Source organism: Roseibium sp. RP-7, assembly GCF_053005225.1.
On record NZ_JBRKQA010000002.1, the window covers coordinates 25,119 to 38,683 of the forward strand.

Annotated in this window: 16 protein-coding genes; 9 read left to right on the plus strand and 7 right to left on the minus strand. The window is 57.4% G+C overall.

Annotated elements, in window-relative coordinates:
• Positions 1 to 241: 241 nt before the first annotated feature.
• A complete protein-coding gene (locus tag ACVDG9_RS14710; protein WP_055654831.1) occupies positions 242 to 1,030 on the minus strand; it encodes a rhomboid family intramembrane serine protease in 789 nt (262 codons plus the stop codon).
• Between the two features lie 555 nt (positions 1,031 to 1,585).
• Here ACVDG9_RS14710 and ACVDG9_RS14715 point away from each other — a divergent pair.
• From ACVDG9_RS14715 to ACVDG9_RS14725, 3 genes are all read left to right on the plus strand, one after another.
• Positions 1,586 to 2,233: a PAS domain-containing protein gene (locus tag ACVDG9_RS14715; RefSeq protein WP_031269307.1), complete on the plus strand. Its 648-nt coding sequence runs from the start codon at positions 1,586 to 1,588 to the stop codon at positions 2,231 to 2,233.
• Positions 2,234 to 2,601: 368 nt separating this feature from the next.
• Positions 2,602 to 3,237 (plus strand): PilZ domain-containing protein, encoded by a 636-nt coding sequence (locus ACVDG9_RS14720; protein WP_055654833.1) that lies wholly within the window; start codon positions 2,602 to 2,604, stop codon positions 3,235 to 3,237.
• 545 nt (positions 3,238 to 3,782) lie between these two features.
• Positions 3,783 to 4,292: a transglutaminase-like cysteine peptidase gene (locus ACVDG9_RS14725; RefSeq protein WP_208993515.1), complete on the plus strand. Its 510-nt coding sequence runs from the start codon at positions 3,783 to 3,785 to the stop codon at positions 4,290 to 4,292.
• A 175-nt stretch (positions 4,293 to 4,467) separates the two neighbouring features.
• Here the strand turns inward: ACVDG9_RS14725 and ACVDG9_RS14730 are convergent, their stop codons facing one another.
• Both ACVDG9_RS14730 and ACVDG9_RS14735 read right to left on the minus strand, forming a co-directional pair.
• Positions 4,468 to 4,995 carry a gamma carbonic anhydrase family protein gene (locus ACVDG9_RS14730; RefSeq protein ID WP_023001077.1) on the minus strand — a complete coding sequence of 176 codons (528 nt, stop codon included), beginning with the start codon at positions 4,993 to 4,995 and terminating at the stop codon, positions 4,468 to 4,470.
• A gap of 6 nt (positions 4,996 to 5,001) precedes the next feature.
• On the minus strand, positions 5,002 to 5,328 hold the full coding sequence (locus tag ACVDG9_RS14735) for a DUF6949 family protein (RefSeq protein ID WP_023001076.1): 327 nt from the start codon (positions 5,326 to 5,328) through the stop codon (positions 5,002 to 5,004).
• A 282-nt stretch (positions 5,329 to 5,610) separates the two neighbouring features.
• Here ACVDG9_RS14735 and ACVDG9_RS14740 point away from each other — a divergent pair, with 282 nt between their 5' ends.
• Positions 5,611 to 6,240: a hypothetical protein gene (locus tag ACVDG9_RS14740; RefSeq protein ID WP_139314111.1), complete on the plus strand. Its 630-nt coding sequence runs from the start codon at positions 5,611 to 5,613 to the stop codon at positions 6,238 to 6,240.
• 86 nt (positions 6,241 to 6,326) lie between these two features.
• Here the strand turns inward: ACVDG9_RS14740 and ACVDG9_RS14745 are convergent, their stop codons facing one another.
• Together ACVDG9_RS14745 and cysE are read right to left on the minus strand one after the other, a co-directional pair.
• Positions 6,327 to 6,542: a DUF3126 family protein gene (locus ACVDG9_RS14745; protein WP_006940479.1), complete on the minus strand. Its 216-nt coding sequence runs from the start codon at positions 6,540 to 6,542 to the stop codon at positions 6,327 to 6,329.
• 112 nt (positions 6,543 to 6,654) lie between these two features.
• The gene (cysE, locus tag ACVDG9_RS14750) at positions 6,655 to 7,491 is read right to left on the minus strand and encodes a serine O-acetyltransferase (RefSeq protein ID WP_023001074.1); all 837 of its coding nucleotides are present in this window, start codon (positions 7,489 to 7,491) and stop codon (positions 6,655 to 6,657) included.
• A gap of 166 nt (positions 7,492 to 7,657) precedes the next feature.
• Here cysE and ACVDG9_RS14755 point away from each other — a divergent pair, with 166 nt between their 5' ends.
• The gene (locus ACVDG9_RS14755) at positions 7,658 to 8,470 is read left to right on the plus strand and encodes an enoyl-CoA hydratase (protein ID WP_447238332.1); all 813 of its coding nucleotides are present in this window, start codon (positions 7,658 to 7,660) and stop codon (positions 8,468 to 8,470) included.
• Between the two features lie 131 nt (positions 8,471 to 8,601).
• On the opposite strand, the gene ACVDG9_RS14760 is transcribed toward ACVDG9_RS14755, so the two are convergent.
• Both ACVDG9_RS14760 and ACVDG9_RS14765 read right to left on the minus strand, forming a co-directional pair.
• On the minus strand, positions 8,602 to 9,486 hold the full coding sequence (locus ACVDG9_RS14760) for an alpha/beta fold hydrolase (protein ID WP_055654838.1): 885 nt from the start codon (positions 9,484 to 9,486) through the stop codon (positions 8,602 to 8,604).
• Between the two features lie 65 nt (positions 9,487 to 9,551).
• Positions 9,552 to 10,307: an alpha/beta fold hydrolase gene (locus ACVDG9_RS14765; protein ID WP_055654839.1), complete on the minus strand. Its 756-nt coding sequence runs from the start codon at positions 10,305 to 10,307 to the stop codon at positions 9,552 to 9,554.
• 214 nt (positions 10,308 to 10,521) lie between these two features.
• Between ACVDG9_RS14765 and ACVDG9_RS14770 the strand changes: the two genes are divergently transcribed.
• The 4 genes from ACVDG9_RS14770 (at position 10,522) to gpt (ending at position 13,327) form a co-directional block, all read left to right on the plus strand.
• Positions 10,522 to 10,767: a zinc-finger domain-containing protein gene (locus tag ACVDG9_RS14770; RefSeq protein WP_023001070.1), complete on the plus strand. Its 246-nt coding sequence runs from the start codon at positions 10,522 to 10,524 to the stop codon at positions 10,765 to 10,767.
• A gap of 15 nt (positions 10,768 to 10,782) precedes the next feature.
• Complete coding sequence (locus ACVDG9_RS14775) at positions 10,783 to 11,985, plus strand: FAD-dependent monooxygenase (RefSeq protein WP_447238333.1); 1,203 nt, start codon at positions 10,783 to 10,785, stop codon at positions 11,983 to 11,985.
• 73 nt (positions 11,986 to 12,058) lie between these two features.
• The gene (locus ACVDG9_RS14780; RefSeq protein ID WP_447238334.1) at positions 12,059 to 12,802 is read left to right on the plus strand and encodes a competence/damage-inducible protein A; all 744 of its coding nucleotides are present in this window, start codon (positions 12,059 to 12,061) and stop codon (positions 12,800 to 12,802) included.
• A gap of 15 nt (positions 12,803 to 12,817) precedes the next feature.
• Positions 12,818 to 13,327, plus strand: a complete 510-nt coding sequence (gpt, locus tag ACVDG9_RS14785) for a xanthine phosphoribosyltransferase (RefSeq protein WP_023001067.1) — start codon at positions 12,818 to 12,820, stop codon at positions 13,325 to 13,327.
• Positions 13,328 to 13,565 lie beyond the last annotated feature (238 nt).

A 13,565-nucleotide genomic window follows, 5' to 3' on the forward strand; every position in this document is an offset into this window, starting at 1 on the left:
GACCAGATCAACCGACGCTCAATCGGAAGCGATCAAACGTCAATAGTTGATCGACCTTAATGTAGTCTGCCAGCCGGTCTCCGGAAGGAGATGTTCCAGCTGCTCGACCACTTTCGCACCGACTGGGGCCGGACGTCCATTCGAATCCGACAGGACGACCTCCAGTCGTCAGGTATCATGGCAAAAAAATCAGATCGCGCAAACTGTTGACCTTGCGTCTTGAACGCACTTTCGCTCCGCGTCAGGAATTCCGCCGCTGCGGCACGGGGTCAAACAGCGGGAACAGGGCAAGTCCGGCGACAAATCCACCAATATGAGCTTGCCAGGCAACACTTGCCGGCTGTCCCGCAACGGGACCGCTCATCAGACCGAAGAACAGATTGAGCCCGAACCATACCGCGACAAAAACCAGAACCTGTTGATTGCGAAGGCATTCCGCAAGCGGCTGCGCCGGTACGAAATAGGCTGTCGGATCGTTGCTGCGGATCGCACCCAGCGGGCCACCACGCTCGAAAACGAAGCGAATGGCCGCAGCCATCTGGCCGGAAATGGCGGCGGATGCACCGATCATCGGCGCCCCTTCCCCCCAGTGGGTGGCAAGATGAGCCAGCGCCCCGCCAACGGAACAGGCCGCCGAGAACAGCAGAAACCGGCCCACACCAAACCGCCTGGCAACTGCACTGCCGAAAATCGCCATCCAGAGCAGGTTGAAGATGATGTGCATGGCGCCACCATGCAGCAGGCTGTAAGTGACGAAGGCCCAGAGGCTGGAGAGAAGATCAAAAGGCGGCAGACTGCCGAGATAGGCATATTTTACCGGCCAGAATGCAAAAAGTTCGATGATCAGATTGTCCAGGTTTGCCGGAAGGACCATCACACGCAGAACATGGATCGCAATCAGGATACCGCCAAGCCAGACGATGATCCCGGGCAGATTGAACACGGGCGGACCGGACGGCCGTTGGGGAGGTTGTTCCTTCTGGGCTTTTTCGCGCCGGGCGCGTTCTTCATCAATGCGGTAAACGTTCATGGACCCTCTGCCTTTCCTGTCTTTCTTCTAAGCCAGATCGAAGACAAAACAAGAGTGGTTCGACCGCCAGAACATGCGAAACCGGGAAATAGTGACTTCGACTTCACCGGTCACAATCCCCAAAAAGCCTGAAAATACAAAGCGCCGGCCACCTAAAGGTGACCAGCGCTTTGCGATGCCCCCCAAAACCGGTCGCGTCCCCACGACGCCCGTTCAGGACAGTTGTTCACTCTGGCCGGCGCTTGTTTTACCGAGGCAGCTCTTGGCGGCTGTACCTATCGGCCCGCGGCCTGACCTGCAACAACAGGTTCCTCCCACCCGCTGTCTATGTGAACTGAGTGTTAAGCTGACAGGCAACCGCCCCCAATACAAGCTTTACCGAAAATTAACCTTAATTTCTGACCGCCTCTCAAGCTTTCGCGCCAACAAGCACTTGGCACGCGCCCTGCTTTGTAAAGGTCAAAAACCAACAGGGAAGCATTTTCGTCCCGTTTTGAAACAAGAACTGTCTTGAGACGAAACACCGGGCGCAAGAATGGCAAAGAGGCGAACCAGATGAAACACGGCGTAACGCAAACTCTTTACAACTACTGGGACAATCTTCGCGGCGCCCGTCCTGCACCGAACCGCAGTGAAGTCGATCCGGGTGAGATCCGCGGCCTTCTTGGTGACACCTTCATTCTGGAGACGAACGGTTCGAGGGATGTGCGCTACCGCCTCGCCGGTACACGTCTGTGTTCCGCACATTGCCGGGAACTCAAGGGCCGCAACTTCCTGCGCGGCTGGAGCGTGAAAGACCGTGAAGCCCTGGAAAGCCTGATCGCCGCCATCACCGAAGATGCGGCTGCGGCCGTGATCGGCATCAACGGCCATACGGAACGCGGACAGATCCTGCAGATGGAAATGCTGCTGGTACCGCTGAATGTTCCAGGTGAAGGCAGGATCCGTGTCCTGGGAAGCTGTACTCCGATGGAAAAACCCTATTGGATCGGCCTGCATCCTATTTTGAGCCAGTCGATCAGCAGCCTGCGCCTGGTCTGGCCGGACGAGCGCCCCTATTTCGTGGATTCCCCTGCTTCCACGCTCAACCCGATCCTGCCGCGGTTTACCGCTGAGGGCATCGCCATGCCGACACCGCCCCTGCCGAGCGGTGCGGAGCGCAAGGTCGGACATCTGACCGTCTATTCCGGCGGCAAGTCCTGACCCGCACAACATAGCAAGTCTGGTAACATCCCTGTTCACCTGCGAAATCGGGCCGGCCGAGAATCAGCTGGCCCGAATTCATGTTCGGCACCGGCTGATTTGCGGCCTCTATTCAGCTGAAAAGAAGTCCTTCCTTCCGGATTTTTACTCTCGCGTTATTGTGCTTTCTCGCCAGAGAGCGTTCGAATTCCGAACATCACGCCCGTACCCGCATTTTTATCGATCACAAGTCTGGACCTGTGCGCCTTCTGAGCTACACTCTTACACATCGTTAACCCCAGCTACCTAAAGTGCTTTGAAAGACGTCTTTTGAATCGCATCTCAGCCGGGGACAATGCGATTTGCGCACCGTTTTGGATAGAACAGGCATGAGCGCCGGAGTGGCAACAGCAACCGAAGGAAGCAGATCGCTTCAAGTCACTGACCGCCGGCGCCATCAACGGGTCCAGGTCAATATACTGGGCCGCTTCATGCTTGAAGATCGGCGCGAATATCCTTGTCAGGTTATCGACATGTCGCCGGGCGGCATGGCCATGATTACACCGGTCACCGGCAGGGTCGGCGAACGCGTGATTGCCTATCTTGACCACCTGAGCCGCGTCGAAGGCAGGATTTCCCGCCTGATCGATGGTGGCTTTGCGGTTGAACTGCGCAATACGGTCCGCAAACGCGACAAGATCGCCAATGTTTTGACGTGGCTTGCGAACCGGGACGAACTCAATCTTCCCGAAGACCGCCGCCACGACCGCTTCGTGCCCAAAAACCCGATGACGAAGATGATCCTGCCGGACGGCTCGGAACATGTCTGCCGCATCATAGACGTATCCCTGTCCGGCGCGGCCATCGCCACGGACATCGTGCCGGAGATGGGCGACGCCATCACGCTCGGCAAGATGCATGCACGTGTCATTCGCCGCATCGAAGGTGGCATAGCCGTCGAATTTGCTGCTGTTCAAAGCCGCGAATTGCTGGAACATCACATATCGGCACCAGAGGAAAGCTGACTTTAGCTTTCTCATCAATCGCAAGTGCTTAGAACCATTCAGACAGGCCCGGCTTTTTGCCGGGTCTTTTCGTTTCTGCGCAATTTTCCGGGTAGTCGCGTTTCTTTTCTGGTGGCCAGAACCAAAAAAATCAAAAAACTTTCGTGCCCTTTTCTCACCCTCGAGGACGGGCACAAGACCCGCTCCAGACCGAAAACCAGGCGATTGAAAACCGATTTCGCACCACTCGAAAAACACCAATTTCTCGCTAATTCAATGACTTCTGGAGGATGCATCAAATTTTACGAAAATTTTCCTCCAACTTGAATTAAAGTAAATTCAAATAACGATAAAAAGAAACTCAAACACTCATAAAATACAAATACAGTTTTACTTTGGAGATTTTCTCCAAGTAAAAATCATTGAGTCATCGTTGCGTCAGCCTTGGGGAGGGCGTTACGATGAAATTACTTCACAGAACTCTACTCGCATCTGCAATGTTGCTGTCTTGCACCGTCATGGGATCGGTTGCACAGGCAGAACCCGGTCGCTTCATGGACATGCAAATGGTTGTCAAGGCACCCGTCGGCTATGACCAGTTCTGCCGTGACAACGTCTCGGCTTGTCCGAAGGAAACATACAAGCCGGTTGTCGTGAAGCTGGACGAAGCCCGCTGGAACGAACTCATTGCAATCAACAAGGAAGTCAATCGCCGGATTCATCCTATGACCGACCAGGACCTGTTCGGCCAGGAAGAATACTGGACCTATCCGGTAAACGGATACGGTGACTGCGAAGAATACGTCCTTGAAAAGCAGCGCGTCCTGATCGAAGCCGGCTGGCCGAAAAGCGCCCTTCTGATCACTGTTGCAAAAGACACCCAGAACTCGGGTCATGCCGTTCTGACGGTACGTACGGACCATGGCGACATGATCCTCGACAACCAGATCGAGGCGGTGCTGCCCTGGTATTCGACACCCTACCGTTACATCAAACGCCAGTCCGCCAGCTCGCCCGTGCAGTGGACAGGTATTGCAGACACGCGCGTGACGACTGTCAGTAGCGTGTCCAACTAGGATTGGGATTGGTCCGGCTTCAGCCGGCCTCTAGGACGATCCGGTCGCGTCCCCACCCTCCCCATCCCTACCACGACCGGATCCAGGGAACCGGCCCGCCCCCCGCAGGCCGGTTCCCGCCTTTTCAGGCCCAGCTCATTCGGGATCAGGTCGAAGGGGTCAAGATCAAAGCGGGTCAGAGTTCCCGCAGGCCGGCCTTGAAGCGGCGCCAGTTGCGCACATATCCGTCGGCCGAGTTCGCAATCCCGTTCGCCGCTTCCAGCGGCAACGTTTTCACGACCTTTCCGGGCACGCCCACGACAAGAGAATTGTCCGGAATTTCCTTGCCTTCGGCAATAAGGGCATTGGCACCAATGATACAGTTGGAGCCGATGACAGCGCCGTTCAGAATTGTCGCGCCCATCCCGACCAGCGAATTGTCCTTGATCGTACAGCCATGCAGGATTGCCTTGTGGCCGATCGTGCAGTTGGCGCCGATGGTCAGCGGGTAGCCCATGTCCGTATGAAAGACGCAGCCGTCCTGGACGTTGGAGCGCATGCCGACGGTGATCGGCTCGTTATCGCCACGCAGAACCGCGTTGAACCAGACGCTTGCGGCTTCCTGCAGAATGATATCGCCAATCAGCGTCGCATTCGGTGCGATCCAATATTCCCCGTTTTCCGGAAAAACAGGCGTACGTCCATCAAGAGCAAAGACCGGCATGAGACCTCAGGTGTAACCAATCATGATCAGGGCAACGTTGATCACCATAACACCGGAACACATGCTCCACATGCCGGCAATCGTCGAAGACGCGACCAGCCAGCCCAACGGCCGCTTTTCGATCCTGCGTCCGCGAATGGCATTGCGCATGATGATGAAGGGTCCAGCGAACACGCAGACAAAAACGCCGGCGATAAACGACAGGATGCCCTCTCCGTCAAAGGCGAACTTCGGCGGCTGCTTCGTGATCAGCTGATAAAGGCTGCCCAGCACACCGGACGCAACAAATCCGGCGCATGCGATATATCCAACGATTAGAAGATTGAACAGCACGCCCGTTAACCCCTTGTTAACTCTTTCGCACGGAAAGTGATTAAGAATTCGTAAAGGGTCAAGAGCAAAGACTGTGCCGGAACGGCAAATGAGCGAAATCCCCTCAATTGAGCCACTTCGAGCAGTGTCAACGCCTTCCCCAAGCGGGACACCTGTGCCGTTTCAGGACAACCTGTCCCATATATGTGCACAGCCAATCAAGGGACTGAAGTCGTGATACCTGTCTCCTTGCCAGGCCCGATCAGAACCGATCCCCGCCACTTCACCTGGCTGGCGTTGGCAATGTGTGTATTGGGCACGGCTCATGTTGGCGGGAAGATCTACTCCTGGTCATCCGGCTGGCCGATGGAGGCAGGCATCAGACAGGACCAGCCCGTCCGCTTTGCGGTTGGCACGACCCGCTTTGAGCTTCCCCTGAACCTGATCGCGACGGCTTCGCAGAAACGGCAGGCCCTTGGTTCCGAAGCCGCGTTTGAAACACTTCGCCTGAACCTGCACTGGTCTTCCAGCGCCACCAAGAACAACGATACGGGATGGGACACCCCTGCGACGATCCAGGTTGACCTTGAGAGCAATCCCGGCCGGGAGAGCCTGCGGGCAAGGCTTGATCCGTTCTACAGGCGTCTTGCACGCGGCGGCGAGATGAAGGGGCCTTCTGGACTGAAGGTGCTGAAATTGTCGGCGCGTGGCGCGCCTGCGACGGATCTCATCGTCTACGATCCAACCGTTCAAAACGGCTTCATCGCACGATGCCGCAAAGACAGCACTTCCGGAAAAGCCGGTTGTCACCGCGCCATCGTGTTCGCCTCGGGTCTGGAGCTGCGCTACAGCTTTGATCAATCGCTTCTGCCGGACTGGCGCCGTCTCGACGGCGACATCGTTGCCAGCATCGAAGGTTACCGGATGCAATGACCTGACTTGAGTGGATGGCGGAGAAATGAAAAAGGCGGCTCACCAGAGGAGCCGCCTTTTCACTTTACGATCGAAAAGTCAGAAACTCAGACTTCGTCCAGATCAATTTCAAGGATTGCCATCTGGAAGTTCCAGCTCAGATCTTCATCCTCATCGTCCCGGAAGATGACACCGATGAATTCATCACCGATGTAAACTTCAGCAGAGTCGTCCTTGCGCGGGCGGGCCTGCACCTTGATGGTCTTGTTCTCGAACTTCGAACGCAGATAGGCTTCGATCTTTCGGATTTCATCGGGTTTCACGGCGCTCTCCTGTTCTTTGCCTTCAGCATCAATCTGGCGCGGACCCTACAGGAGCCAACGGAAATGCCAAAGCCTTTCCGCAAGCTTTCCCCGTCTTCCTGAAACCGGAATTTCAATTCGTCTGGCCGGCGTCTTCACCGAGCAGCTGATTCATGCTGCGGGCCGGTTCTGCGCACCCTGCCTTGCCGACGATCTTGGCCGGAACCCCGGCAACCGTCGTGTTTGCTGGCACGTCCTGAAGCACCACGGACCCCGAGGCAATGCGCGAGCAATGTCCGATTTCCAGGTTGCCGAGCACCTTGGCTCCCGCCCCCAGCAAGACACCGCGGCGGATCTTCGGATGGCGGTCGCCATCTTCCTTGCCGGTGCCGCCAAGGGTGACGCCCTGCAGGATCGAGACATCGTCCTCGATCACCGCGGTTCCGCCAACCACAATGCCGGTACCGTGGTCGATAAAGATACCGCGCCCGACGGGAACCGCCGGATGGATGTCGATCTGAAAAACTTCAGAGCTGCGGCTTTGCAGATAAAGGGCAAAATCCTTCCGGCCACGACGCCACAGCCAGTTTGCCAGCCGGTGCGTCTGCAGGCCATGGAAGCCCTTGAAGTAAAGGACCGGCTCCAGGAAACGGAAGCATGCCGGATCGCGGTCGAAGACGGCAACGATGTCGACCCGGAAAATCTTTGCCAGCTCCGGCTCGTCTGCCAGGGCTTCAAGATAGGTTTGTCGGATCAATGATGCGGAAACTATGTCCCGGCCCAGCCGGTCGCCAAGGCGATGAACGACGGCCTCTTCCAGGCTGTCATGGTTCAGAACCGTTTCGTAGACGAAGGACGACAGGGCCGGCTCTGCCGCGACCATCGCTTGTGCTTCATCCCTCAGTTGATGCCAGACCGGATCATGGGTCGGAACTTCTTTCAAACCGGTCTTGCTGATCGGTGCCGACATGGCCTGTCTCCTTTTCAAGCCGTCACGAGTGGTCCTTAAAATAGGACTGTCGTCTGATATTCCCAAATCAAACTTCCTGATATCAGATATGACCGTTTCGAATGAACCCCGATACCTGAAGATTTTCAGCATCTTGCTAACTGAAATCGCAATTTGAGGTTAAATCATGCCAACACAAACGTCCCAATCAGCCCCTTCCGGCAACCCGATGGTGATCCGCAACGGTCAGATTGCAGAACTTGTGTTGAATGCGCCTGACAGAAAAAACGCGCTGCCTCTTGCCGCATGGCAGGCAATTCCCGGTCTTCTGGCAGAGCTCGCACGGGATCAGGATCTGCGCGTCTGCATCGTGCGCGGTGCCGGTGGCAAGAGCTTTTGCGCGGGCGCTGACATATCGGAATTCGAAGCCATCCGCTCGACGCCGGAAGCCGCCAAGAGATACGACGACATAAATGTTGCCGCCTTCAAGGCGCTTAAGGCGCTGCCCGTCCCGGTCATTGCGGCGATCGAAGGCCCCTGCCTTGGCGGCGGCCTGGGCCTCGCGCTCGCCTGCGATCTGCGCATTGCAGCTCGTTCGGCCTTTTTCGCCATTCCTGCAGCGAGGCTCGGTCTTGCCTATCCGCCCGAAGCGCTCGGGGACCTGCTGGAGGCCGTTTCACCTTCCAACGCCAAGAGATTGCTGTTTTCGGCCGAGCGCCTGACGGCCGAAAAGGCGCTGGACATGGGTCTTGTCAATGAAGTGGTGGATGACATGGATCTGAACCAGCACATCAACGCGCTGAGCAAGGCACTCTGCGCCAATGCGCCTTTGTCACTGAAGGCAGCCAAGCAAGCCATCAATCGCCTCGCCCAGCCCGGCAGTCAGGCGGACGCAACGGCTGACCTTGCAAATGCGCAGGTCTGTATCGACAGTGCCGACTACCGCGAAGGCTGCAGGGCCTTTCTGGAAAAGAGATCGCCGGTGTTCACTGGCGTCTGACAGGATCGCAAGCCAAGCCCCGAAGCTGAATCAACCTCTCAACCACTTCTGCCAGCAAGTTGAAACGACTCCCGTTTTCACTTCACAGCGAACACCCGAACGCGTCACAACGACTTGTCGGCAAACCTGCCTCAGGCCATTGCGGCATCGGTTTTGAGTGCGATCAGGAAGTCCTCTACCGCCCCGGCAAAAACGTCATTGCGATCGCCGGCAACCATGTGTCCGGCATCACGGATATCGGTGAATTTCGAGTGAGGCACCAGCGCCTGGAACTCGCGAACATGGTCCATGGACACCAATTCGGAGTTCTGCCCCCGGATCAGGAGAACAGGCACGGAAAGATTGCCCGCCGCAGCCAGCATGCGCTCTTGCGACTCCACCGCCCTGTCTTCGTCCTGATGATGCTTTGACTTCAGGAAAGCCGGGTCCCAATGCCAGCGGTAGCGGCCATCTGCATGGAGGCGAAGGTTCTTTGAGAGGCCGGACAGATCCTTGGGCCGCGAGCGGTTGGGCAGATAGCGGGCGATCGCATCAGCGGCCTCCTCCACATCGGCAAAGCCGTCATCGACCCTGTCTCCCATGAAGCCCAGGATCTTGGCGACACCACCCATGTCAATCCGCGGCGTGATGTCCACCAGAACCAGCGCGGAAAGACCGCCCCTGTTTTCCTGTCCCTCCGCCAGCATACCGGCAAAGCCGCCAAGCGACGCACCAACGACAACCGGGTTCGCCTTGTGCAAGGCCTCAACCTGACTGGTGACAGCCACGAGATCCCTGGCGAAATCGTCGAATGCATAGTTTCCTGAGGCAACCCAGTCGCTTTCGCCATGTCCGCGCTGATCCAGTGAATAGACCGGGTGCCCGAGATCCGCGATCCTTCGTGCAGCACCGTCCCAGGAATGCCGGGTCTGGCCGCCGCCGTGGAGCATGATCACAGGCAAGTCCCCTACCCCGTAGCGATCTGCCACCAGACCGTTCTTTTCCGCGCCCTGGAATTCAACACGCTTCGGACCCATGCAACCTCCCTCGATACCCGATCAGCACACCACAGCGCGGCTTGCGCCTCCGGTGGCGTCAGACCTTACGCTTCAATGTTGTTCAGGAACGCCAGAACGCCCTGCTTGTGCACCTTGTCGCCCACCGCAACCATGTGATCTCGGCCAGGGATCTCCAGAACTTCCGCATGCGGAATCAAGGCCGCCAGCTTGTGCGGGGACCCGGCGATATCGTCCTTCGTACCGACGGCAATCAACACCGGGCGTTCGATGCGCGCGACGTCTTCCTCGCTGATTTTCTGCCGCGAGGAGCGCATACAGGCCGCCAGCGCCCGGCGATCGGACCCTGTCTGCTCCGCAAAGGCCCTGAAGGCACGTCCAGTGCGATCGGAAATGTCCTGGATGCGGTCGGTCTCAAGGGCTGTCGCAATCGGCTCCGGATCTCCGATGCCGGAAATCATGCCGTAGCCCAGACCGCTGAAGATCGCGCGGCGCACCCTGCCCGGGTGATTGAGGGTCAGGAATGCCGAGATTCTTGCGCCCATCGAGTAGCCCATGACATCGGCACGTTCGATATCAAGATGGTCGAGCAGGCGTTTGGCATCTTCCGCCATCACCGGTGCACCATAAGCTGCCGGGTCGTAGAACTTCTGACTGTCGCCGTGGCCGCGATTGTCGATGGTAATCACGCGCCTGCCGTCGCCGACCAGCAAATCGACCCAACCGGGATACTGCCAGTTCACCTGCTTGTTGGACGCGAACCCGTGGATCAGCAGGATCGGGTCCCCCTCACCTTTATCCTCATAGGCGATCCTAACACCATCGAACTCGAACTGAGGCATCTAAGACATTAACCCTTACGTAAACGGAAAACACAATTTCACGGTAGAGTAAGGGGTTTGGGCAGCGAAGGTAAAGCCCATTTCCGGCTCCAGGTGGAGCCTTGCTGCGGTTGTGGATCGCACATTCCGGGTCTACCCATATATTTTACAAATGGATATGGTCCGGAAAATTTGCTATCGGGGTCCAACCCTTTAGAGACAGAGGAATTTCAACATGGCGGATCATGTCGTCCCGCATTTCCAGAACTCCAGCGGACACGATTCGGTGGCGATCGGCGCACGGGAATTCATGTGCATCGGCGCAAATCCTCCGTTTGATCATCCCCATGTCTTCCTCGACATGGGTAGTGAGAACGAAGTGGTCTGCCCCTATTGCTCCACGCTCTACAAGTTCGACAAGACACTGCAGGCAACCGAATCCTCGCCTTCAGACTGCACCTGGACGCCTGTAGCGGCGTAATTTATTGGTCTGTCCATGAGCACGAATGGTGAGACCGGTCTTCCGATCATTATTGCCGGCGCAGGGATTGGCGGTCTAACGGCCGCCCTTTGCCTGCATGCTCAAGGGCATGAAATTGTCCTCATGGACAGGGCTCGGCAACTTTCGGAAGTTGGCGCCGGCCTTCAGCTCTCTCCCAACGCCTGCTCGGTACTCGATCAGCTTGGCTTGCTGGAAGACCTCACCCCACATGCCTATGCCCCGGATTTTGTGAAAATCTGCTCGGCAAAATCCGGCGAAGAGCTCGCCAGGGTGACCATGGGCACTTTCCTGAAGGAGCGACACGGCTATCCTTTCTGGGAAATCCACCGGGCAGATCTCCAGCGCGTGCTTCTGGAGAAGGTCCAGGCCAGTGACGGTATTTCCCTCCGCCTTTCAAGCGAAGTTATCGATCTGGAATCCTCGCCCTACGAGCACCTGACCTGCGTGTTCCAGGACAATGAGATCTCGGGAAAACTTCGTTGCAGGGCTCTCATTGGCGCTGATGGGGTCTGGTCCAGGACCAGGCGGCTCATTCCCGGACATGAAGACGCTCATTACAGTGGCCAGGTTGCCTACAGGACCACGGTCCCGATCGATGCGGTGCCCGAGCGCTGGCGCCGCGATGCCGGCCTCTGGTTCCACAAGAGCGCCCATCTGGTGCATTACCCGGTTCGTGGCGGTCAGGAACTGAACATCGTCGGGCTGGTCGAAGAGGCCTGGGAGGACGAGACCTGGTCTGCAAAGGCCAACAAGGAAACCCTTCTGAAGATTTTCCGGGATTGGCCAACGGAAGTTCGCAATCTTCTCACGATCCCTGACGCCTGGTTGAAATGGGCCCTGTGCAGCGTGGACGCTGGAGGCCCCTGGACCCATGGCAATATTGCGCTGATCGGTGATGCCGCCCATGCGATGCTGCCGTTCATGGCGCAGGGAGCGGCAATGTCCATCGAGGACGCGGCGATCCTGGCTGAGCATATGCCTCAGGATGTCGAAAACATCCCCGCTGCCTTCAGGGCGTTTGAGCGGCAACGCAAACAACGGGTACAGCACATTCAGGGTATTTCTTTCAGAAATGCCCGCACATTCCACTATGGTGGCGCGATGGCCTTCGCCCGCGACACCGTTTTGCGCCTGTCGAAACCAACCAGTCTGGCTGCCAGGTTTGACGATATTTATGGCTGGACTCCCGGGCAATAGACCCGCTTTCGCTTGAGCCAGGCGTCAAGCTGGGATAAAGCCAATCCCCATCCATGTGTCAGGGAGTGTGAAGATGACCGGTCAGAGGGCAGATGACGTTGTAACCGCTGCGTTTCTGGTCATCGGGGATGAGATCCTGTCCGGCCGCACGAAGGACAAGAACATCGGCTTCCTCGCCGACTACCTGACTGCGCTTGGCATTGACCTGAAGGAAGTGCGCATTGTTCCGGACGAAAAGCCGGAAATCATCGGTGCCGTCAATGCGCTGCGGGCGCGCTACGACTACGTGTTCACGTCCGGCGGCATTGGCCCGACACACGACGACATCACGGCCGAAAGCATCGCCGACGCCTTTGGGGTTGCGCTGAACCTTGATCCGCGCGCTGTCGCAATCATGGAACCCCACTACCCGCCGGGACAATTCACCCCGGCTCGCCAGAGGATGGCACGAATCCCCGAAGGCGCGGACCTGATCGAAAACAAGGTTTCGAAGGCACCGGGCTTCCGGATCGAGAACGTCCACGTGATGGCAGGCGTGCCGTCGATCATGCAGGCGATGATGGACGCGCTTGCGCCTTCGCTGAAGACTGGCAAGAAGATGCTGTCGGAAACCGTTGCCGCAGACATGCCTGAAAGCCGCATCGCCGAGCGCCTCGCTGCCATTCAGGACGCGCATCCGCAAACCTTGATTGGCTCTTATCCGAGAGCGACGGACGGCAAGTTCACCACACAAATCGTGATCCGCTCGCGGGACGAGACGATACTGATGGCCGCGGTCAGGGATGTCGCGGAAGCTGTCGCCGACCTGTCGGGATAATCTGAAGGACTAGAAATGGAAAACCCAGCCCAAGACAAAGCATTCCCCGTTTCCTGGGACATGTTTCACAGAGATTCCCGCGCACTTGCCTGGCGCCTTTCTAGCGAAGGCGAATGGAAGGCGATCGTCTGCATCACCCGTGGCGGACTGGTACCGGCCGGGATCGTTGCGCGTGAGCTTGGCATCCGCACCATCGAAACCGTCTGCATTGCGTCATATCACGACTACGACAGTCAGGGTTCGCTCAAGGTCATCAAGCCGATCGACCCGAAGGTCATCGACCTGGAAGACGGTGAAGGCAGCGGTGTTCTGGTGATCGACGATCTGGTCGACACCGGCAAGACCCTGAAAGTGGTTCGTGAAATGCTGCCGAAGGCACACTACGCGACTGTTTACGCAAAGCCGGTCGGCGTGCCCATGGTCGATACCTTCATCACCGAAGTATCCCAGGACACCTGGATCTATTTTCCCTGGGACATGGGCTGGCAGTTCCAGCCGCCGCTTTCGAAAGAAACCGCGGGCTGATCCAGACGTCGCGAACTTTTGAAGGTCCTGCCACGTTTCGGCTGGAACCCTGTTTGTAAATCGACAATCGACCGGTCAGACATGGCGTTTGGCCGGTCTTTCTGCGTGTGCCTTCAAGTCATTCCGGCCAGATCTCTCGGCTCGCCGAAACAAAAATTCGGCAAATCAGAACTTTGTCGCCTGTCATGCGTTTCCTTTCCGAAAACATAGTCGTTACACGCTACGAAAGCCTATTTCG

Excerpts from the sequence above, each read along its gene's own strand:
- ACVDG9_RS14710 (WP_055654831.1), bottom strand. The coding sequence starts at position 1,030 with ATGAACGTTTACCGCATTGATGAAGAACGCGCCCGGCGCGAAAAAGCC.
- ACVDG9_RS14715 (WP_031269307.1), top strand. The coding sequence starts at position 1,586 with ATGAAACACGGCGTAACGCAAACTCTTTACAACTACTGGGACAATCTT.
- ACVDG9_RS14720 (WP_055654833.1), top strand. The coding sequence starts at position 2,602 with ATGAGCGCCGGAGTGGCAACAGCAACCGAAGGAAGCAGATCGCTTCAA.
- ACVDG9_RS14725 (WP_208993515.1), top strand. The coding sequence starts at position 3,783 with ATGGTTGTCAAGGCACCCGTCGGCTATGACCAGTTCTGCCGTGACAAC.
- ACVDG9_RS14730 (WP_023001077.1), bottom strand. The coding sequence starts at position 4,995 with ATGCCGGTCTTTGCTCTTGATGGACGTACGCCTGTTTTTCCGGAAAAC.
- ACVDG9_RS14740 (WP_139314111.1), top strand. The coding sequence starts at position 5,611 with ATGTGTGTATTGGGCACGGCTCATGTTGGCGGGAAGATCTACTCCTGG.
- cysE (WP_023001074.1), bottom strand. The coding sequence starts at position 7,491 with ATGTCGGCACCGATCAGCAAGACCGGTTTGAAAGAAGTTCCGACCCAT.
- ACVDG9_RS14755 (WP_447238332.1), top strand. The coding sequence starts at position 7,658 with ATGCCAACACAAACGTCCCAATCAGCCCCTTCCGGCAACCCGATGGTG.
- ACVDG9_RS14760 (WP_055654838.1), bottom strand. The coding sequence starts at position 9,486 with ATGGGTCCGAAGCGTGTTGAATTCCAGGGCGCGGAAAAGAACGGTCTG.
- ACVDG9_RS14765 (WP_055654839.1), bottom strand. The coding sequence starts at position 10,307 with ATGCCTCAGTTCGAGTTCGATGGTGTTAGGATCGCCTATGAGGATAAA.
- ACVDG9_RS14770 (WP_023001070.1), top strand. The coding sequence starts at position 10,522 with ATGGCGGATCATGTCGTCCCGCATTTCCAGAACTCCAGCGGACACGAT.
- ACVDG9_RS14775 (WP_447238333.1), top strand. The coding sequence starts at position 10,783 with ATGAGCACGAATGGTGAGACCGGTCTTCCGATCATTATTGCCGGCGCA.
- ACVDG9_RS14780 (WP_447238334.1), top strand. The coding sequence starts at position 12,059 with ATGACCGGTCAGAGGGCAGATGACGTTGTAACCGCTGCGTTTCTGGTC.
- gpt (WP_023001067.1), top strand. The coding sequence starts at position 12,818 with ATGGAAAACCCAGCCCAAGACAAAGCATTCCCCGTTTCCTGGGACATG.